This window comes from Streptomyces puniciscabiei, from assembly GCF_006715785.1.
GTDB lineage: Bacteria > Actinomycetota > Actinomycetes > Streptomycetales > Streptomycetaceae > Streptomyces > Streptomyces puniciscabiei.
On sequence record NZ_VFNX01000001.1, the window covers coordinates 2,330,026 to 2,348,854 of the forward strand.

The following is an 18,829-nucleotide window of genomic DNA, read 5'->3' on the forward strand; positions in this document are numbered from 1 at the left end:
TACGAGCAGGCAGCTGCTGATTAGCGCTTGCTGTACTGCGGAGCCTTGCGGGCCTTCTTCAGACCGGCCTTCTTCCGCTCGACCGCGCGGTCGTCGCGCTTGAGGAAGCCGGCCTTCTTCAGCGGGCCACGGTTGTTGTCGACGTCGGCCTCGTTCAGGGCGCGGGCCACACCGAGGCGGAGGGCACCGGCCTGACCGGAGACACCGCCACCCGCGATGCGGGCGATGACGTCGTAACGGCCGTCGAGCTCGAGCACCTTGAAGGGCTCGTTGACTTCCTGCTGGTGCACCTTGTTCGGGAAGTAGTCCTCGAGGGTGCGACCGTTGATCTTCCACTTGCCGGTGCCCGGAACGATCCGGACACGGGCGATGGCGTTCTTGCGGCGGCCCAGGCCGGCGGCCGGCTGGGGCTCACCGAAGCGCGAGGCGAGGGACTCGGAGGTGTACTCACCCTCCACCGGAACCTCGGACTCGGTGGTGTAGCTGTCGATGTCAAGCTCTTCGAGCGGCTGCTCGGCAGTGGTCTCGGCCACGATTCTCCTCAGATTCTGTTCAGTCTTAGGGGGTGGCCGGACTTACTGCGCGACCTGGGTGATCTCGTACGGCTGCGGCTGCTGCGCGCCGTGCGGGTGCTGGTCACCCTTGTAGACCTTCAGCTTCGAGAGCATCTGACGGCCCAGGGAGTTCTTCGGGAGCATGCCCTTGACGGCCTTCTCGATGGCCTTCTCGGGGTTCTTGTCGAGGAGCTCGTCGTAACGGACGGAGCGCAGACCACCCGGGTAGCCGGAGTGGCGGTACGCCATCTTCTGGGTCCGCTTGTTGCCGGACAGGTGCACCTTGTCGGCGTTGATGATGATGACGAAGTCACCAGCGTCGACGTGCGGCGCGTAGATCGGCTTGTGCTTGCCCCTCAGAAGGGTCGCTGCGGTGGTGGCGAGACGGCCCAGGACAACGTCCTGAGCGTCGATGACGTGCCACTGGCGCGTCACATCGCCGGGCTTGGGGCTGTACGTACGCACGGTTCGTAGCCTTCGCTTCGAGTGAATGGTCCTGAACAGGTCACCGAAACGATCACGACAGCCTGTACCGCACGGCGGCGACGCATACCGCGTAGTGGGGTCGCTGGTCATCGGCCCGGTGGACCGGTGTAAGGGCCCGTCCCGTGAGAATGAGCAAGCCAATACACAACGAACAAGCAGGATACCGGGGTCGCCGGTGAGGGTCAAAACGAGCGATCGGCGTGCTCACCCTCGCCCCCCGTCTAAGATGCGCCCCATGAGTTACGGGCAGGGGGGACCCCAGTCTCAGTGGGATCCCTGGAAACCGCATTCCCAGCAGTCCTGGAACACCGGCGGTGACGACGGGACCCCGGACTGGGCCGCGCTCGCCGAGGCCTCCGAGACCCGCAACAAGCGCCGCAAGCTGCTGTTCATCGGCGCCGGCGCGGTCGCCACGGTCGCGGTCGGCACGGCCGTGGCCATGGCCGTCGTCTCCGCGAACAGCGGCAACGACGCCCACGGCACGCCCACCAACCTGCCCGCCAGCGCCGCCGTGCCCAGCGGCTCGGCCACCCCCTCCTTCGCGCCCACCAGCGCCCCGCCGCCGCTGGACCCGAAGGACTTCATAGCCAGCGCCAAGAAGGACACGGCCCCGCTCAGCGCCGACACCCTCTTCCCGGGGACCCAGCTGACCATGGGCGACACCGTGTACAAGAAGGGCGCCACGGCCGACACCACGAACTGCGCCTCGGCCGCCAGCGCGAACCTGCCCAAGATCCTCACCGCGGGCGGCTGCACCCGCCTGATCCGCGCGACCTACACCAACGGCGGCGTCGCGATCACGGTCGGCGTCGCGGTCTTCGACGACCAGGCGCACGCCACCAAGGTCCGGCAGCAGGCCAAGAAGAACGCCGTGGTGCGCTCCCTGCCCGGCAAGGGCGTGAAGAACTTCTGCGACTCCGCGGTCTGCCTGACGACCACGAACTCCGTCGGCCGCTACGTCTACTTCACCACCGGCGGCTTCCTCAACGGCAAGAACGTCACCAACAAGGACACGAAGGTCTTCTCCGCCGGCAACGACCTGCAGCAGTTCATCTTCAACCAGATCTACCGCCGCGGCCAGGCCCAGGCGTCGGCGGCGGCGAACGGCTGACACCGGCAACGACCGGCCGCGCTCATGTGAGACGCTCCGCCTGATCACCGGCCAGGGGGGACAGATGCGGATGCGCGGGCGGGTTCGGCTCATCGGGGCCGGGGTCTCGGCCGCCCTGCTCGGCCCCGTGGCGTGGTGGGCCACCCGGCCCGGGGCCGCCGGGAGCGGCCCCCGCCCGGTCCCCACGGACCTGCGCGAGCGGGACCCGGCGGCGACCGCCGAGGCCCGCCGGGTGTACGCGCTGCTGGCGGGCCTGGAGAACCGGGCGCGGCGCGGCGAGGCGTCCCGGACGGTGATCGGGCAGCACGTCGAGCTGCACAACGAGCGCTACAACCCGGAGTACGGCGACTACCGGGGCACCAAGCAGCCCGGCTACTACTACAAGAAGGCCCGTGACATCACCGGGCGGCTGCCGGGGTTCGTGGAGGTGGACCTGGGGCCCGGGTACGGGCAGCCGGGGTGGGCGGTGGGCGAGCCGCGTTCGTACTCGGGCTCCTCGTGGCCGAGCTGCCGCAGGTGCTGGGGGTACGTGGAGGACGCGGTGGACCTGGCGCTCGGGGTGTGGGCGGGGCTGCCGCGCGCGGCGGACGGCTCGTACCGCCCCTCGGGTACGCACGTCGACTGCGCCTCCGGGACGCGGGTGAGCCTGCCGTACAACGGGGGCGGCCCGGCGGGCATCGTCGGCTTCTCCTTCCACCAGCCCTACCCGGGCAGCACCGTCAAGGGCTTCGAGCAGACCCGCTACGAGAACTCTCCGGCGGTCCGTGACAGCGGCTGGTTCGGCCGGGTGGTCACCGAGGGCACGGACGAGCACCGGGCGCTGCTGCACGACCTCGGTTACCTGGCCGACCACCTGGGCTACCTGGCCGGCCACGGCGTACCGGTGCTGCTGCGGCCGTACCACGAGATGAACACCCGGCCCGGCCACGGTTTCTGGTGGGCCGGGCAGGATCCGGCCGCCTACCGGAAGCTGTGGCGGATCACGTACGACTACCTGGTGGGCAGCCGCGGTCTGCACAATCTGCTCTTCGTGTGGTCGCCCAGCGCCTGGGAGGGCACCTTCGCGCGGGAGCCCGGCGACTACTACCCGGGCGGGCGCCACGTCGACCTCGTGGGCGTCGACGACTACAGCGACACCCCGCAGCGGCCGTACCGGGGCGAGCGCTGGACCGAGGTCTGGTACCGGGGCCTGGAGGGATACGACCGGCCCCGCGTCATGGCCGAGTCCTTTCACGTCCCGCTCGGTTCCGCTCAGCCGGGAACACTTTCCGACACGCCGTGGGTGCTGTGGACGGTGTGGGGTCAGGCACTCACCTACGACAACGTTTCCGAGCCCCGGTACCGGAACACGGTGGCCGACGTGAAACAGACCTATGGATCCGACCGAGTGATCACCGCCGGCGACTGGAGATCTCCGGACAAGATTCCACTTGGTTAAATTTTGAACACATCACCCTCACACAACTTCCTTACTTCGATCATACGTGTAAGGATCAGCTTTCTGTTCGGCCAGTGGTCTGGGCGCCTGGGGGGGCTTCTGAGAACGCAGTGGCCGAGACGCCGAAGAAGGCGTCGGGGGGCAGGGAACCCTGAGTAGAGAGTGCCGTGGTGCGCCTTCGCATCACGGCCGAGATCTGCTGCCGCCTCGACGCGCCCACCGATCTCACGGGGAGTTCCGCAGTCGTCATGGCATCGACACTGGTCGACGGGGGGATGCAGCATTCGCGGCACAACTCCAAGCTGGCGAAACGTACCGCCGCGTGGAAGCCCGGCCTCCTGCCCTTCCTGATCCCGCTGGTCCTCCTGACCCTCTTCAGCCTGTGGTCGTACACGCCCAGCGACTCGCCGCTGGCCTGGCTGGTCACCATCTGCTGGGCCCTTCCGGTCCCGGGTGTGCTGGTGTCGGTCCAGGGCTTCTTCCTCATCCGGCGCCGGCTGCGCAAGGCGCATCTGATGACCCCGCCCGCCCCGGTCGAGCAGGACTTCCTGATCGTGCTGGTGCCGACCATCGGGCGCCACGACACCTACCCGGCCCTGGAGCGCTCCGTCCTGTCGTACGTGGAGCACCTGCCGGAGTGGTTCCCGTACATGCGCGTGGACGTGCTCACCGAGGAGGGCTGCGAGGCCGCCGCGCGGATCGACGCCCTGGCGGCGAACAGCCCGCTGATCCGCGTGGTCACGGTCCCGAAGGCCTACCAGACCAAGAACGGCACCCGCTTCAAGGCCCGCGCCAACAACTACGCCCACGAGCTGCGCATCGCGGAGGGCGAGGCCCTGGAGAACGTCTGGGTGCTGCACATGGACGACGACACCGGTGTCGGCCCCGACACCTCGTCGGCCCTCGCCCAGTTCATCAACCGCCAGCGCCGCGCGACCCCGGAAGAGGTCAAGCACATGGCGCAGGGCATCCTGACCTACCCGCGCGAGAACGCGGTGAGCCTGGTCACCTGGTTCGCCGACGCCATCCGCCCCGCCGACGACATCGCCCGGTTCCGCGCCTTCACCGGCCTCGGCACCCCGGCCGCCGGCGTGCACGGCGAGCTGCTCGTCATCCGCGCCTCCATCGAGGCCGAGATCGGCTGGGACTTCGGGCCCAAGGAGATCGTCGAGGACGCCCGGCTGGCGCTGACCTTCTGCCGGCTCTACCCGGGCCGCAGCGACTGGTTCAACGGCCGCTGCTACGGCGCCTCGCCGGCCAACACCAAGGACTTCGTCAAGCAGCGCGAGCGCTGGGCCTGGGGCCTGGTCGCCCTCTGCTTCAACCGCAAGGTGCCGCTGCGCTACCGCTGGTTCCTCACCATCTGCGTGACGAGCTGGATCCTCGGCCCGCTGCAGCACGTCGGCACGATCCTGTTCGTGGCCTGGTTCATCGGCGACATGAACACCTCACCCGTGACCCAGTCCGTGGTCATCCTGTGGTCGCTCAGCTTCGCCTATGTGATCTGGGCGTACTGGGAAGGGCTGCGGCTCAACGCGATCGCCTCGGTGAACGGCAGACGCAAGTGGTGGGAGCCCCTGGCCGTCCTCGTCCTGCTGCCCTACTTCTCCCTCATCGAGGGGCTCGGCGGCATCAGGGGCCTGTGGAAGTTCATCCGCCGCGAGGAGAACAAGTTCGTCGTCATCGCCAAGCCCGCCTGACCCGGAAGAGACCACACACCCATGAAGCGCGCACGCCTGCCCATGCTCGCCGTGCTCCCCGTCACCGTCATCTCCTTCGTGGTCGCGGTCCCCTTCGTGCTCGGCGACCACCCGCTGCAGTGGTCGTCCGGCTCACCCGTGCCCCACCTGGTGCTCGACGGCAAGGAACAGACCCGGCCGGCCGGCCCCACGGACGGCGACGGCAGGACCTCCGGGGCGCCCTCGACGACCCCCGAGCTCGCCAAGGTGGACAAGGAGTGGAAGAAGGGCATGCCCCAGTGGGGCGCCCAGATCTACTGGGAGGACAACCCCCGGCACTCCCTCGCCTACGTCGAGAAGCAGGCCCGGCTGCACGCGAACTACCTGGTCGGCCTGCACGCCAACTCCGTCAGCGTGTCCTTCCCCTTCTTCAACGGGAACCGTTCCTCGACACGGATCACCCGCGGCGCCAGTACGCCGACGCCGGACCGGCTCGCCCGCATCCTGGAGATCTTCCACGAGGCCGGACTGCGCACCACCATCCGGCCGCTCATGGACGAGCACTCCCTGAAGGCCGAGCACGGCTGGCGCGGCAGCATCAAGCCGGCCGACCGCAGCGCCTGGTTCGCGTCGTACGAGAAGTTCGTCACCCCGTATCTGAAGGCGGCTCAGAGCGAGAAGGCGGCCACCTTCGTCATCGGCACCGAGCTGAACTCCCTGGAGGGCGACCCCCGCTGGGAGACCGTCGTGAACGACGCCGAGAAACTGTTCAGCGGCGAGGTCGCCTACGACGCGAACTGGGACAACTACGTCCGGGGCCCGGTGGTCATGCCGGTCAGCCACCTCGGCGTCGACGCCTACTTCCCGGTCAAGGTCGGCGACGGCGCCTCGGTGGACACCCTGGCCGCCGGCTGGAACCGGTGGCTGGACAGGAAGGCCACCGGCCCCCTGCCCAAGATCACCGTCACCGAGGCCGGCATCGGCGCCATGAAAGGCGCCTACCACGCCCCCGGCGACTTCTCCACCAAGCGGGCCGTCGACCCCCAGGTGCAGGCCAACTGGTACACGGCCGTCTGCAAGGTCGTCCAGGAACGGAAGATGAGCGGCGTCTACTGGTGGTCGATCTACTTCGACGACGACCCGAACACCAAGCCCGACGACAAGGTCGCCTCCCGGCTCGACTTCGCCGGCCGTCCCCTCACCGAGAAGGCGATCATGGCCTGCTTCACCTCCGACTACGCGGGACCCGGGCCCCAGACCACCAGCTGACCGAGCGAGGCACTCATGCAGGAAGCCATCATTCTCGTGGGCGGCAAGGGAACCCGCCTGCGCCCCCTGACCAACCACACCCCCAAGCCGCTCCTGAAGGTCGCCGGCTCCTCCTTCATCCGGCACCAGGTGGCCAAGCTGATGGACGCGGGCGTCGAGCACCTGGTGTTCGCCACGTCCTATCTGGCCGGTCTCTTCGAGGACGAGTTCCGGGGCTTCTCCCAGGACCTGGAGATCTCCTACGCCGTCGAGGAGGTCCCGCTCGGCACGGGCGGGGCGATCCGCAACGCCGGACGGCTGCTGCGCGGCGGGCCCGAGGCGCGGGTCCTGATCCTCAACGGCGACATCCTCTCCGGCGTGGACCTGCGCGGCATCCTGGCCCGCCACGAGGCCGCGGAGGCGGACGTGACGCTGCACCTCACCCGCGTCGCCGACCCCCGCGCCTTCGGCCTCGTCCCCACCGACGACAGCGGCCGGGTGCTGGCCTTCCTGGAGAAGCCCAGGACCCAGGAGGAGATCGTCACCGACCAGATCAACGCCGGCTGCTACGTCTTCCGCCGCTCGGTCCTGGACGCCATCCCGGGCGAACGGGAGGTCTCCGTCGAGCAGGAGACGTTCCCACAGCTCGTCGCCGGGGGCGGGCGCGTCCTCGGCCATGTCACCGACGACTACTGGCGTGACCTCGGCACCCCGCTCGCGTTCGTGCACGGGTCCGCCGACCTGGTCACCGGCCGGGCGACCTCGCCGCTGGTGGGGCCGCCGGCCGAGGCCCTGATCCATCCCACGGCCACCGTCGACGCGACCGCCCGCGTCACCGGCGGCTCGACGATCGGGCCGCACGCCGTGATCGGCCCGCACGTGGTCGTCGACCGCTCCATCGTCGGCGCGAACGTCACCGTGGCCGAGGGCGCCCGGATCCGCGAGTCCGTGGTCGACCACGACTCCTCGATCGGCAGCGAATCGTTCCTGCACGAGGTCGTGGTCGGCTGCCACTCGCATGTCGGCGCGCAGAACGAGCTGCCCGCCCAGCTGCGGCTGTCGTGCGGCATCCGCATTCCCGCCCAAGGGGTGCGCGTCAGCGGTACGGCTGCCGCCTGCCCGACGGCCCACTGAAGTCGCCGGCCCGACCGGACAGTTACTGGAGAACCGTGACCCGCCATCGCTCAACGGCCGCGCAGACCGGGCGTCTGCGCAAGTACCGGCCGGACATCCAGGGCCTGCGTGCCGTAGCCATCATGATGGTGGTCACCATGCACGCCGGCATCCTCGACATCCACGGCGGCGTGGACGTCAGCTTCGTGCTGAGCGGCTTCCTCATCGGCAGCCAGCTCCTCGCCGAGATCGACAAGACCGGCAAGGTGTCACTGAGCAAGTTCTGGGCGCGCCGGATGCGGCGGCTCGCCCCCGGCATGGCCGTCGTCGTCATCACCACGGCCGCCGTGGCCTGGCTCTACGCCAGCCCGCTCAGGTTCCGCACCACCATGAAGGACGGTCTCAGCGCGGCGCTCAGCTTCATGAACTGGCGCCTGGTCGAGACCGGCACGGACTACTTCGCCAACGACGGCACGCAGTCCCCGTACCAGCACTTCTGGTCGCTGGGCATCGAGGAGCAGTTCTACCTGGCCGCCCCGGTCGTCCTCGTCGTCACGGTGTGGCTGTCCCGCAGGATCTTCCGCAACCGGGTCCTGGTGGGCCTGTTCCTGACGGCCGTGGTCGGCGGGTCGCTGTATCTGTCGGTCGAGCAGACCGCCTCGAACCAGCCCCTCGCCTACTTCGGCACCCAGACCCGCATCTGGGAACTCGCCTCCGGCATCCTGCTCGCCCTGGGGGCGCCCCTGCTGTCCCGCATGCACCAGGGCCTGGCCGCCGTCATCACCTGGGCGGGCCTGGCGACCACGATCGGCACCGCACTGCTCATCACCAAGGAAACCCCGCTGCCGGGCTACGCGGTGGCCGGTCCCGTGCTCGGCGCCTGCATGATCATCGCCGGCGGCTGCGCCCACCCCCGCCTCGGCGTCGAGACGATCCTGCACAACCCGGTGACCGACTACATCGGGAACGTCAGCTACGGCTGGTACCTGTGGCACTGGCCGATCCTGGTCCTGTGGCCGGACGTCGTGGGCCGGGACATGACCTACTCGGACCGCTTCCGGGTGCTGTCCCTGTCCTTCATCCTGGCCGTCGTCATGTACTACGTCGTCGAGCTGCGGTTCCGGAACAACGCCCAGCTGGTGGCGACCCCCTGGAAGGGCATCTTCGCCGGCGGCACCGCCACCGCGGGCGCGGCGGCGGCCACCGCCTGCGCCATGTTCGTCCCGCTCAACCTCGCCACCTCCGCCTCCGCCGCGAGCGGCGACGCCGCCGGTTACTCCGGTGCGGGCTCGGTGAAGCAGGCCGTGCTGCAGAAGGAGCTCCCGGCGACCGCCCAGAGCGCCCTCCCGGGGGCTCCCAAGGACATGACCCACTACGGCTGTATCGACAACACCGATGTCAAGACGTTCGTCCTGCGCGAGAACTGCGTCATCGGTGACCGCTCGGGCAAGAAGACCATCGTGGTCATCGGCGACTCCCACGCCTGGCAGTGGGGCGACGCCTTCAACGCCCTCGGCACGTCGCTGCACGCCAAGGTGGTGACCATGGCGAAGGGCGGCTGCTCCCCCGAGGTCTACGCCATCAAGAACCCCGAGCTGAACCGCGAGTACTCGGAGTGCGACAGCTGGCGGGAATCGGCGTTCAAGAGCATCGACGACCTCAAGCCCGACGTCATCGTCGTCTCCAGCCGCATCCGCCGCGAGGTGACCGAGAAGGGCGCCGAGGAGGCCTTCAAGGAGTTCGAGGCCTCCGGTGCCAAGCTCCTGTACATCACGGACACCCCGCAGCCCGGCCGGAACGTCCCGGACTGCCTCGCCACCCACCTCCACGACGTCTCCGCCTGCAACCCCACCCAGGACCAGGCCATCGAGTACCGCGAGCACCGGGCCACGGAGCAGCGGGTGGCGGAGGCCCACGGTGCCGAGGTCATCGACACACTTCCCGCGTTCTGCGCGAGCGGCGTGTGCCCGACGGTGATCTCGGACCAGATCGTCTACTTCGACGCCAGCCACATCACGGCGGGCTACGCGAAGTCGCTGGTCCCCTTCCTCAAGCCGACGGTCCGAAAGGCCCTGGCCGGCTGACCCGCAGGCTCAGCAGCACCCCGCCGACGGCAGCGTGCGCTTGTTCCGCGCCTCCTTGTTGCGCGCGGCCAGCAGCTCGTCGGCGGGGTAGCCGACCTCCTCCAGCGTCAGCCCGTGCGGCCGTACGACATGCACGGCGGAGTCCCGGACGCCCGCGGCCAGCACCTTCGCGGGCCACTCCGGCCCCCGGTGCCCGTCCCCGACGAACAGCAGCGCGCCGATCAGCGAGCGCACCATGTTGTGGCAGAACGCGTCGGCGCGCACGGTGGCGGTGATGATCCCGTCGGCGCCCTTTTCCAGGCTCAGCTCCTGCAGGGTCCGGATGGTCGTGGCCCCTTCCCGCTTCTTGCAGTACGCGGCGAAGTCGTGCTCGCCGAGCAGCGCCCGCGCGGCCTCGTTCATGGCGTCCACGTCGAGCGGCCAGTCGTGCCAGAGCACGTGGCCCCGCAGCAGGGGGTCCACTCCCCCGGGGTTGTCCGTCACCCGGTAGGCATAGCGCCGCCAGATCGCGGAGAACCGGGCGTTGAAACCCCTGGGCGCCTCCCTGAGCGCCCACACCCGCACATCCTTCGGCAGCCGCCCGGCGAGCCGCTTGAGCAGCTTTCCGCTCTGCTCCGCCCAGACCTCACGGGGCAGATCGACATGGGCGACCTGACCGCGTGCGTGCACACCGGCGTCGGTCCGTCCGGCCACGGTCAGGTCGTACGTCTCCTTCGACCGCGTCACCGTGCGCAGGGCGTCCTCGATCTCGCCCTGCACGGTCCGCTTGCCGCCGGCCTGCTTGGCCCAGCCGTGGAAGTCGGTGCCGTCGTAGGAGAGGTCGAGGCGGATGCGTACGAAACCGGGCTGTACTTCGTCAGTCACACGCGAATTCTTTCAGGGCGGTGTCATGGGAAAAAACGGGAAAGCGGGCCCGCCCCGAAGGACGGACCCGCTTCCCGCGTCAGGCAGAGACTCAGGCCTCCGTCGACTCCTCGGCCGGAGCCTCGGTGGTCTCCGCAGCCTTGGCCTCGTCGGCCTCCTTGACCGCGCGCTTGGTGGCGGCCTCGGCCTCACCCACGGCGTTCTGCTGCACCGTCAGCGCCTCGACCAGCTCGATGACGGCCATGGGCGCGTTGTCGCCACGGCGGTTACCGATCTTGGTGATGCGGGTGTAGCCACCGGGACGGTTCTCGTAGCGCGGGCCGATCTCGGTGAAGAGCGTGTGGACGACGCTCTTGTCCGTGATGACCTGGAGCACCTGACGGCGGTTGTGAAGGTCGCCCTTCTTCGCCTTGGTGATCAGACGCTCGGCGTACGGGCGCAGGCGGCGGGCCTTCGCCTCGGTGGTGGTGATACGGCCGTGCTCGAAGAGGCTCTTCGCGAGGTTCGCGAGGAGGAGCTTCTCGTGCGCGGCACTGCCGCCCAGACGGGCACCCTTGGTGGGCTTCGGCATTGTTCTTCTCCTGTGTGTCTGCCCCGGCCGTGTCAGGTACCGGGGTCAGGAACCCGATGAGCGGATGCTCACCGGCAACGACCGGTCAGTACGGCTCAGTACTGCTCGGTCTCCACGAAACCCGCGTCCGCGTCGTCGTCGGCGCCGAAGGCGTCGGCAGCGGCCGTGGGGTCGAATCCGGGCGGGCTGTCCTTCAGGGCCAGGCCCATGCCGGCCAGCTTCGCCTTGACCTCGTCGATGGACTTCGCACCGAAGTTGCGGATGTCCAGGAGGTCGGCCTCCGAGCGCGCCACGAGCTCACCCACGGAGTGGATGCCCTCACGCTTGAGGCAGTTGTAGGAGCGGACCGTGAGCTCCAGCTCCTCGATCGGCAGCGCGAGGTCGGCGGCCAGGGCGGCGTCCGTGGGGGACGGGCCCATGTCGATGCCCTCGGCGTCGATGTTGAGCTCGCGGGCCAGACCGAACAGCTCGACCAGGGTCTTGCCGGCCGACGCCATGGCGTCACGCGGACGCATGGCCTGCTTGGTCTCGACGTCGACGATCAGCTTGTCGAAGTCGGTGCGCTGCTCGACACGCGTGGCCTCGACCTTGTACGTGACCTTCAGCACCGGCGAGTAGATGGAGTCGACCGGGATACGGCCGATCTCCTGGCCCACCTGCTTGTTCTGCACGGCGGAGACGTAACCGCGGCCACGCTCGACCGTCAGCTCCATCTCCAGCTTGCCCTTGCCGTTGAGCGTGGCGAGGACGAGGTCGGGGTTGTGCACCTCGACACCGGCCGGGGGCGCGATGTCGGCGGCGGTGACCAGACCCGGGCCCTGCTTGCGCAGGTACATCACGACCGGCTCGTCGTGCTCCGAGGAGACGACCAGCTGCTTGATGTTGAGGATCAGGTCGGTGACGTCCTCCTTGACGCCCGGCACGGTGGTGAACTCGTGCAGGACGCCGTCGATCCGGATCGAGGTGACGGCGGCACCCGGGATCGAGGACAGGAGCGTACGGCGCAGGGAGTTGCCGAGGGTGTAGCCGAAGCCCGGCTCCAGCGGCTCGATCACGAACCGGGAGCGGAACTCGTCGACGACCTCTTCGGTCAACGAGGGACGCTGAGCGATCAGCATGTGTGGATCAGATCCTTCATTCGTGGACGCCCGCTATTTGACGTCCGACGGAAACCGCACCCGTGAAAAGTGCGGGTACTGCAAGGGTACGGGCGGTAGGACCCCTAGGGAGCCATACCGCCCGGACGCTTGGGTCAACCGTGCGTCAGACGCGACGACGCTTCGGCGGACGGCAGCCGTTGTGCGGGGTCGGGGTGACGTCCTGGATGGAGCCGACCTCGAGGCCCGTGGCCTGCAGGGAGCGGATCGCGGTCTCACGACCGGAGCCCGGGCCCTTGACGAACACGTCGACCTTGCGCATGCCGTGCTCCTGGGCACGGCGGGCGGCCGACTCGGCGGCCATCTGCGCGGCGAACGGCGTGGACTTCCGGGAGCCCTTGAAGCCGACGTGGCCGGCGGAGGCCCAGGAGATCACGTTGCCGGACGGGTCCGTGATGGAGACGATCGTGTTGTTGAACGTGCTCTTGATGTGCGCGTGGCCGTGAGCGACGTTCTTCTTTTCCTTGCGGCGCACCTTCTTGGCAGCGCCCTGACGTCCCTTGGGGGGCATCTACTAACTCCTACGGGAGGTGGTCGGTCCTACAGCGAAGACCGTGGACAGGTGTCCGCTGCGGACTACTTCTTGCCCGGCTTCTTCTTGCCGGCGATGGCGCGACGCGGGCCCTTGCGGGTGCGGGCGTTGGTGCTGGTGCGCTGACCGCGGACGGGCAGACCGCGACGGTGACGGAGACCCTGGTAGCAGCCGATCTCGACCTTGCGGCGGATGTCGGCCTGGATCTCGCGACGGAGGTCACCCTCGGTCTTGATGTTGTTGTCGACGTACTCGCGAATCGCGACGAGCTGCTCCTCGGAGAGGTCGCGAACGCGGGTGTTCGGGTCGACGCCGGTCGCAGCCAGCGTCTCCTTCGAGAGGGTCCGGCCGATGCCGAACACGTAGGTCAGGGCGACCTCCACGCGCTTTTCGCGCGGGATGTCAACACCGGAAACGCGTGCCATTCAATGGCTCCTGGTGATCTTCGGAGGTCTTCCGCAGAACCGGATCCCGGCCGCCGTACCAGGTACGAACCGGGTCCCCGGCCTCCGAACCGGGGGTGTCAAACCGCTTGCGACGGTTTGGGTCCTGCGTATGAACATATTCAGCTCGCGTCGCGCGAATCTCTGCGATGGAGGTGCAGAGGGTGAGGTCGTGCGTCAGCCCTGGCGCTGCTTGTGGCGCGGGTTCTCGCAGATGACCATGACCCGGCCGTGACGGCGGATCACCCTGCACTTGTCGCAGATCTTCTTGACGCTCGGCTTGACCTTCATGGGATTGAGGTTCTCCGGGTCAGTGCCACCACCCCGCGGAAGCGGGATGCGGGCAAGATCTACTTGTAGCGGTAGACGATCCGGCCACGCGTCAGGTCGTACGGAGACAGCTCCACCACGACCCGGTCGTCAGGGAGGATGCGGATGTAGTGCATACGCATCTTGCCGCTGATGTGTGCCAGGACCTGGTGGCCGTTCTGGAGCTCGACCTTGAACATGGCGTTCGGCAGAGACTCGACGACAGTGCCCTCGATCTCGATGGCACCTTGCTTCTTGGCCACGCTTCGCCCTTCGAATCGACTACCTTGATCGGCTTTCGTCCTACCACCACGCACGCAGGCATGAGGGTGCACGAGAGCCGACGAGTCAGTCTACGTCGGCATACCGGGAAAGGCGAATCGAGGAAGTCTGCCCCACGCGGGAGATCACTAACCGAGCGGATCGGGGGCGGCCGTGATGCCGTACTCGGCCAGCTTCGCCTTGCCCCCGTCGGGTGCCGTCAGGACCAGTGGGCCCTCGGCCGTCAGGGCGACCGAGTGCTCCCAGTGGGAGGACCAGGTGCCGTCGGTGGTGATGACCGTCCAGTCGTCCGAGAGGACCTCGGTCTTCGGGGTGCCGAGGGAGACCATCGGCTCGATCGCGAGGCAGAAGCCGGGCACCAGCTTGGGGCCCTTGCCGCGGCGGCGGTCGACGTAGTTCAGCAGATGCGGGTCCATGTGCATCTCGGTACCGATGCCGTGGCCGCCGTAGTCCTCGATGATCCCGTACCTGCCGCCGCCCGGCTTCGGCTGGCGGCGGATGTACGTCTCGATCGCGCGGGAGACGTCGACGAGCCGGTTGCCCTGCTTCATAGCCGCGATACCGGCCCACATCGACTCCTCCGTCACCCGGGAGAGCTCGATCAGCTCCGGGGCATGACCGGAACCCACGAACGCCGTGTAGGCGGCGTCGCCGTGCCAGCCGTCGACGATCGCGCCGCAGTCGATGGAGATGATGTCGCCGTCCTTGAGGACGACCTCGTCGGAGGGGATGCCGTGCACGACGACGTCGTTCACGGAGGTGCAGATGGTCGCGGGGAAGCCGCCGTACCCCAGGAAGTTCGACTTGGCGCCGTGCTCGGCCAGCACCTTGCGGGCGACCTCGTCCAGGTCCTTGGTGGAGGCGCCGGGCACCGCGGCCTCGCGGGTGGCCGCGTGGATGGCGGCGACGACCAGGCCCGCCGCACGCATCTTCGCGATCTGCTCGGGCGTCTTGATCTGCACCATGGGGGGCCTGCGCTCTCCGTCACTCACATCGGCTGGGGTATCTGTACAACAGTACGGCCGCGGCACCCGGGGAGGGCACCGCGGCCGGAAGAGCCGGGCTGTTACTGCTCGTCCTTCTCACGCTTGAGGGCTTCCAGCGCCCGCTGCGTGACCTCGTCCACGGGGCCCAGGGAGGAGATCGTCACGACCAGGCCCTGCGCCTTGTAGTAGTCGATGATCGGCTCGGTCTGCGTGTGGTAGACCTCCAGCCGCTTGCGGACGGTGTCCTCGGAGTCGTCGTCGCGCTGGTACAGCTCACCGCCGCAGACGTCGCACACGCCCTCCTTCTTCGGCGGGCTGTACGTCACGTGGAAGACGTGCGAGGGCTCGTTGCGGCAGATGCGCCGGCCGGCGATCCGCTTGACGACCTCTTCCTCCGGGACCTCCAGGTCCAGGACGGCGTCAAGCTTGAAGTCCTCGGTCTCCAGCAGCTCGTCCAGCGCCTCGGCCTGCTGCACATTGCGCGGGAAGCCGTCCAGCAGGAAGCCGCCCTCGGCGTCCTTCTGCTCCATGCGGTCCTTGGCCATCGCGATGGTGACCTCGTCCGGGACAAGGTTGCCCGCGGCCATGTAGGACTTCGCGAGCTTGCCGAGCTCGGTCTCCTGGTTGATGTTGGCCCGGAACAGGTCGCCCGTGGAGATGTGCGGGATGGCCAGCTCCTTGGCGAGCCGGACGGCCTGCGTTCCCTTACCGGCACCCGGCGGCCCGACGAGGACGATACGCATCAGCGGAGGAACCCTTCGTAATTGCGCTGCTGGAGCTGGCTCTCGATCTGCTTCACCGTCTCGAGACCGACACCCACGATGATCAGGATGCTGGTTCCACCGAACGGGAAGTTGTTCGTCGCCCCGAACCCGACCAACGCCATTGTTGGCACGAGAGCAATCAGACCCAGATACAGCGAACCCGGCCAGGTGATCCGGTTGAGCACGTAGCTGAGGTACTCAGCGGTCGGTCGGCCAGCCCGGATGCCCGGGATGAAGCCACCATACTTCTTCATGTTGTCGGCGACTTCCTCGGGGTTGAAGGAGATCGCCACGTAGAAGAACGCGAAGAAAACGATGAGCAAGAAGTACAGAGTGATGTAAATCGGGTGATCGCCCTTGGTGAGGTTCTGCTCGACCCAGGTCTTCCAGCCCGACTTGCCCCCCGCGAACTGCGCCACGAGCGCCGGGATGTAGAGCAGCGAGGAGGCGAAGATGACCGGAATCACACCCGCCTGGTTCACCTTGAGCGGGATGTACGTGGACGTACCACCGTAGGAACGGCGGCCGATCATGCGCTTCGCGTACTGCACCGGGATGCGGCGCTGGGCCTGCTCGACGAAGACGACGAGCGCGACCATGACCAGGCCGACCAGGATGACGGTGCCGAACTCGATCCAGCCGCCGGCCAGGGTGCCCTGCTTCTTGATGGCCCACAGCGCGGACGGGAAGGTCGCGGCGATCGAGATGAACATCAGGATCGACATGCCGTTGCCGATGCCGCGGTCGGTGATCAGCTCACCGAGCCACATCACGACACACGTACCGGCGGTCATGCAGACGACCATCGTGATCGTCGTGAAGATCGCCTGGTCCGGGACGATGCTCGTGGCGACCGAGCAGCCGTTGAACAGCCGGCCGGTGCGGGCGGTGGCGACCAGGCCGGTGCCCTGCAGGATGGCGAGGGCCACCGTCAGGTAACGGGTGTACTGCGTGATCTTCGCCGTACCGGCCTGGCCCTCCTTCTTGAGGGCTTCCAGGCGCGGGATGACCACGGTCAGCAGCTGAAGGATGATGCTGGCCGTGATGTACGGCATGATGCCGAGCGCGAAGACCGTGATCTGCAGCAGCGCACCGCCGCTGAACATGTTCACGAGGCCGAACAGGCCCTGGTTGGCCCCGGCCTCGGTGACACACTGCTGGACGGCCTTGTAGTTGACGCCGGGGATCGGAATGTGGGTACCGACCCGGTAGACCACGATGATGCCCAGCGTGAAGAGCAGCTTCTTGCGCAGGTCGGGCGTCCTGAACGCCCGGGCGAACGCGGTGAGCACGGTGCCTCCTGCGACCCCCGCGCAACTGCGTCAAGGGTGACGGTCTTGAGGTTCGACGGATACAGACGAATTACTAACGGTCAACTGCCGCCCAGGGTGCCCCATGGGAAGCATCCATTGAAAGTAGGCAGTGCTGGCCACCTTACCGGCGAGAGCACCCCCCTTGGAACGACCGACCGGGGATACCCCTTTTGTGGAGTATCCCCGGTCGGGATCGTTCACGTCATCGAGGGACCTGAGGAACTCAGACCAGCTCGGTGACCGTACCGCCGGCGGCGGTGATCTTCTCCTTGGCGGAGCCGGAGACGGCGTCGACCGTCACCTGCAGCGCCACGGAGACCTCGCCCTGGCCCAGGACCTTGACGAGGCTGTTCTTGCGAACGGCACCCTTGGCCACCAGACCCTCGACGGTGACCTCGCCACCCTCGGGGTAGAGCGCGGCCAGCTTGTCGAGGTTCACGACCTGGTACTCGGTCTTGAACGGGTTCTTGAAGCCCTTCAGCTTCGGGAGGCGCATGTGGAGCGGCATCTGGCCACCCTCGAAGCGCTCCGGAACCTGGTAGCGGGCCTTGGTGCCCTTGGTACCACGACCGGCCGTCTTACCCTTCGACGCCTCACCACGACCCACACGGGTCTTGGCGGTCTTGGCGCCGGGGGCCGGACGGAGGTTGTGGATCTTCAGCGGGTTCTGCTCCGCCATGATCAGTCGACCTCCTCGACCGTCACGAGGTGGCGGACGGTGTGCACCATGCCGCGGAACTCGGGGCGGTCCTCCTTGACGACCACGGTGTTGATCCCCTTGAGACCAAGCGACCGCAGGGTGTCACGGTGGTTCTGCTTGCTGCCGATGTAGGACTTGACCTGCGTGATCTTGAGCTGCGCCATGATTACGCACCCGCCCCGGCACGCGCACGAAGGAGAGCCGCGGGAGCGACGTCCTCGAGCGGCAGACCACGGCGGGCCGCGATCTCCTCGGGACGCTGCAGGCCCTTGAGGGCCTCCACGGTCGCGTGCACGATGTTGATGGCGTTGTCGGAGCCGAGCGACTTCGACAGCACGTCGTGGATACCGGCGCACTCGAGCACGGCGCGCACCGGACCACCGGCGATAACACCGGTACCGGGGGACGCGGGCTTGAGCAGCACGACGCCGGCAGCCTTCTCACCCTGGATCGGGTGCGGGATGGTGCCCTGGATCCGGGGGACCTTGAAGAAGTGCTTCTTGGCCTCCTCAACGCCCTTGGCGATGGCGGCCGGCACCTCCTTGGCCTTGCCGTATCCGACACCCACGGTGCCGTCACCGTCGCCCACCACGACCAGCGCGGTGAAGCTGAAGCGACGACCACCCTTCACAACCTTGGCGACGCGGTTGATCGCGACGACGCGCTCAACGTACGCGGTCTTCTCGGCGGCAGCAGCGCCGCCGTCACGGCCCTTCCGGTCCCGCCGCTCGCCGCCACCGGCACCGCTTCCGCGGCGCTGGGGTCCAGCCATTGGATTACCTCTCTCTTTCCGCTAGCTACAAGCGGCTCAGAACTTGAGCCCGGCCTCGCGGGCGGCGTCCGCCAGGGCGGCGATGCGCCCGGCGTACTGGTTGCCACCACGGTCGAACACCACGGCCTCGACACCGGCGGCCTTGGCACGCTCGGCGACCAGGGCACCGACCTGCTTGGCCTGCGCGGACTTGTCGGCCTCGCCACCACGGATCGACGCGTCCAGGGTGGACGCCGACGCCAGCGTGTGGCCCTTCAGGTCGTCGATCACCTGCGCCACGATGTGGCGGTTGGAGCGGGTCACGACCAGACGGGGACGCTCCGCCGTACCGGAGATCCGCTTGCGGATCCGGATGTGACGGCGCTTGATCGCGGCGCGCTTGTAGGCGTCGCCCTTGAGGATCTTCTGCCCGTATGCCATGGC

The 18,829-nt window shown here is 68.0% G+C and carries 22 protein-coding genes; 6 read left to right on the forward strand and 16 right to left on the reverse strand.

Features of this window, described 5'->3' with window-relative positions; all coding sequences use genetic code 11:
- Nucleotides 1-20 precede the first annotated feature (20 nt).
- Together rpsI and rplM are read right to left on the reverse strand one after the other, a co-directional pair.
- Nucleotides 21-533, reverse strand: coding sequence for a 30S ribosomal protein S9 (gene rpsI, locus FB563_RS10440; protein ID WP_030601145.1), 513 nt, complete (start codon nucleotides 531-533; stop codon nucleotides 21-23).
- Nucleotides 534-575: 42 nt separating this feature from the next.
- The gene (gene rplM / locus FB563_RS10445; protein WP_003998796.1) at nucleotides 576-1,019 is read right to left on the reverse strand and encodes a 50S ribosomal protein L13; all 444 of its coding nucleotides are present in this window, start codon (nucleotides 1,017-1,019) and stop codon (nucleotides 576-578) included.
- A gap of 256 nt (nucleotides 1,020-1,275) precedes the next feature.
- On the opposite strand from rplM, the gene FB563_RS10450 reads away from it, so the two are divergent.
- The 6 genes from FB563_RS10450 (at nucleotide 1,276) to FB563_RS10475 (ending at nucleotide 9,713) form a co-directional block, all read left to right on the forward strand.
- Entirely contained in the window at nucleotides 1,276-2,151 is an 876-nt protein-coding gene (locus FB563_RS10450) for a hypothetical protein (protein ID WP_055707793.1), read from the forward strand.
- Between the two features lie 70 nt (nucleotides 2,152-2,221).
- Nucleotides 2,222-3,589, forward strand: coding sequence for a glycoside hydrolase family 26 protein (locus tag FB563_RS10455; RefSeq protein WP_055707785.1), 1,368 nt, complete (start codon nucleotides 2,222-2,224; stop codon nucleotides 3,587-3,589).
- A gap of 170 nt (nucleotides 3,590-3,759) precedes the next feature.
- On the forward strand, nucleotides 3,760-5,289 hold the full coding sequence (locus FB563_RS10460) for a glycosyltransferase family 2 protein (protein WP_234357849.1): 1,530 nt from the start codon (nucleotides 3,760-3,762) through the stop codon (nucleotides 5,287-5,289).
- 21 nt (nucleotides 5,290-5,310) lie between these two features.
- Entirely contained in the window at nucleotides 5,311-6,537 is a 1,227-nt protein-coding gene (locus tag FB563_RS10465; protein ID WP_055707786.1) for a glycoside hydrolase family 113, read from the forward strand.
- 15 nt (nucleotides 6,538-6,552) lie between these two features.
- Entirely contained in the window at nucleotides 6,553-7,650 is a 1,098-nt protein-coding gene (manB, locus tag FB563_RS10470) for a mannose-1-phosphate guanylyltransferase (RefSeq protein ID WP_055707787.1), read from the forward strand.
- A gap of 35 nt (nucleotides 7,651-7,685) precedes the next feature.
- Nucleotides 7,686-9,713 carry an acyltransferase family protein gene (locus FB563_RS10475; protein ID WP_055707788.1) on the forward strand — a complete coding sequence of 676 codons (2,028 nt, stop codon included), beginning with the start codon at nucleotides 7,686-7,688 and terminating at the stop codon, nucleotides 9,711-9,713.
- 9 nt (nucleotides 9,714-9,722) lie between these two features.
- Here the strand turns inward: FB563_RS10475 and truA are convergent, their stop codons facing one another.
- From truA to rplR, 14 genes are all read right to left on the reverse strand, one after another.
- A complete protein-coding gene (gene truA, locus FB563_RS10480) occupies nucleotides 9,723-10,577 on the reverse strand; it encodes a tRNA pseudouridine(38-40) synthase TruA (protein WP_055707789.1) in 855 nt (284 codons plus the stop codon).
- A gap of 91 nt (nucleotides 10,578-10,668) precedes the next feature.
- A complete protein-coding gene (gene rplQ, locus FB563_RS10485) occupies nucleotides 10,669-11,148 on the reverse strand; it encodes a 50S ribosomal protein L17 (RefSeq protein ID WP_055707790.1) in 480 nt (159 codons plus the stop codon).
- 95 nt (nucleotides 11,149-11,243) lie between these two features.
- Nucleotides 11,244-12,266 (reverse strand): DNA-directed RNA polymerase subunit alpha, encoded by a 1,023-nt coding sequence (locus FB563_RS10490; protein ID WP_003966937.1) that lies wholly within the window; start codon nucleotides 12,264-12,266, stop codon nucleotides 11,244-11,246.
- A gap of 145 nt (nucleotides 12,267-12,411) precedes the next feature.
- Nucleotides 12,412-12,816, reverse strand: coding sequence for a 30S ribosomal protein S11 (gene rpsK, locus FB563_RS10495; RefSeq protein WP_003956432.1), 405 nt, complete (start codon nucleotides 12,814-12,816; stop codon nucleotides 12,412-12,414).
- Between the two features lie 65 nt (nucleotides 12,817-12,881).
- On the reverse strand, nucleotides 12,882-13,262 hold the full coding sequence (rpsM, locus tag FB563_RS10500) for a 30S ribosomal protein S13 (protein ID WP_009300593.1): 381 nt from the start codon (nucleotides 13,260-13,262) through the stop codon (nucleotides 12,882-12,884).
- A 195-nt stretch (nucleotides 13,263-13,457) separates the two neighbouring features.
- Nucleotides 13,458-13,571 (reverse strand): 50S ribosomal protein L36, encoded by a 114-nt coding sequence (gene rpmJ, locus FB563_RS10505; RefSeq protein ID WP_003998809.1) that lies wholly within the window; start codon nucleotides 13,569-13,571, stop codon nucleotides 13,458-13,460.
- Between the two features lie 59 nt (nucleotides 13,572-13,630).
- Complete coding sequence (infA, locus tag FB563_RS10510; protein ID WP_003948620.1) at nucleotides 13,631-13,852, reverse strand: translation initiation factor IF-1; 222 nt, start codon at nucleotides 13,850-13,852, stop codon at nucleotides 13,631-13,633.
- 147 nt (nucleotides 13,853-13,999) lie between these two features.
- Entirely contained in the window at nucleotides 14,000-14,836 is an 837-nt protein-coding gene (gene map / locus FB563_RS10515; RefSeq protein ID WP_055706478.1) for a type I methionyl aminopeptidase, read from the reverse strand.
- A 101-nt stretch (nucleotides 14,837-14,937) separates the two neighbouring features.
- The gene (locus FB563_RS10520; RefSeq protein WP_055706477.1) at nucleotides 14,938-15,600 is read right to left on the reverse strand and encodes an adenylate kinase; all 663 of its coding nucleotides are present in this window, start codon (nucleotides 15,598-15,600) and stop codon (nucleotides 14,938-14,940) included.
- Nucleotides 15,600-16,913 carry a preprotein translocase subunit SecY gene (secY, locus tag FB563_RS10525; RefSeq protein WP_055706476.1) on the reverse strand — a complete coding sequence of 438 codons (1,314 nt, stop codon included), beginning with the start codon at nucleotides 16,911-16,913 and terminating at the stop codon, nucleotides 15,600-15,602. The genes FB563_RS10520 and secY overlap by 1 nt, the downstream gene beginning before the upstream one ends.
- Before the next feature lie 244 nt (nucleotides 16,914-17,157).
- A complete protein-coding gene (gene rplO / locus FB563_RS10530) occupies nucleotides 17,158-17,613 on the reverse strand; it encodes a 50S ribosomal protein L15 (RefSeq protein ID WP_030745257.1) in 456 nt (151 codons plus the stop codon).
- A gap of 2 nt (nucleotides 17,614-17,615) precedes the next feature.
- Nucleotides 17,616-17,798, reverse strand: a complete 183-nt coding sequence (rpmD, locus tag FB563_RS10535) for a 50S ribosomal protein L30 (protein WP_003998814.1) — start codon at nucleotides 17,796-17,798, stop codon at nucleotides 17,616-17,618.
- 2 nt (nucleotides 17,799-17,800) lie between these two features.
- Nucleotides 17,801-18,406 (reverse strand): 30S ribosomal protein S5, encoded by a 606-nt coding sequence (gene rpsE, locus FB563_RS10540; protein ID WP_019753099.1) that lies wholly within the window; start codon nucleotides 18,404-18,406, stop codon nucleotides 17,801-17,803.
- A gap of 36 nt (nucleotides 18,407-18,442) precedes the next feature.
- Entirely contained in the window at nucleotides 18,443-18,826 is a 384-nt protein-coding gene (gene rplR, locus FB563_RS10545; protein WP_014674380.1) for a 50S ribosomal protein L18, read from the reverse strand.
- Nucleotides 18,827-18,829 lie beyond the last annotated feature (3 nt).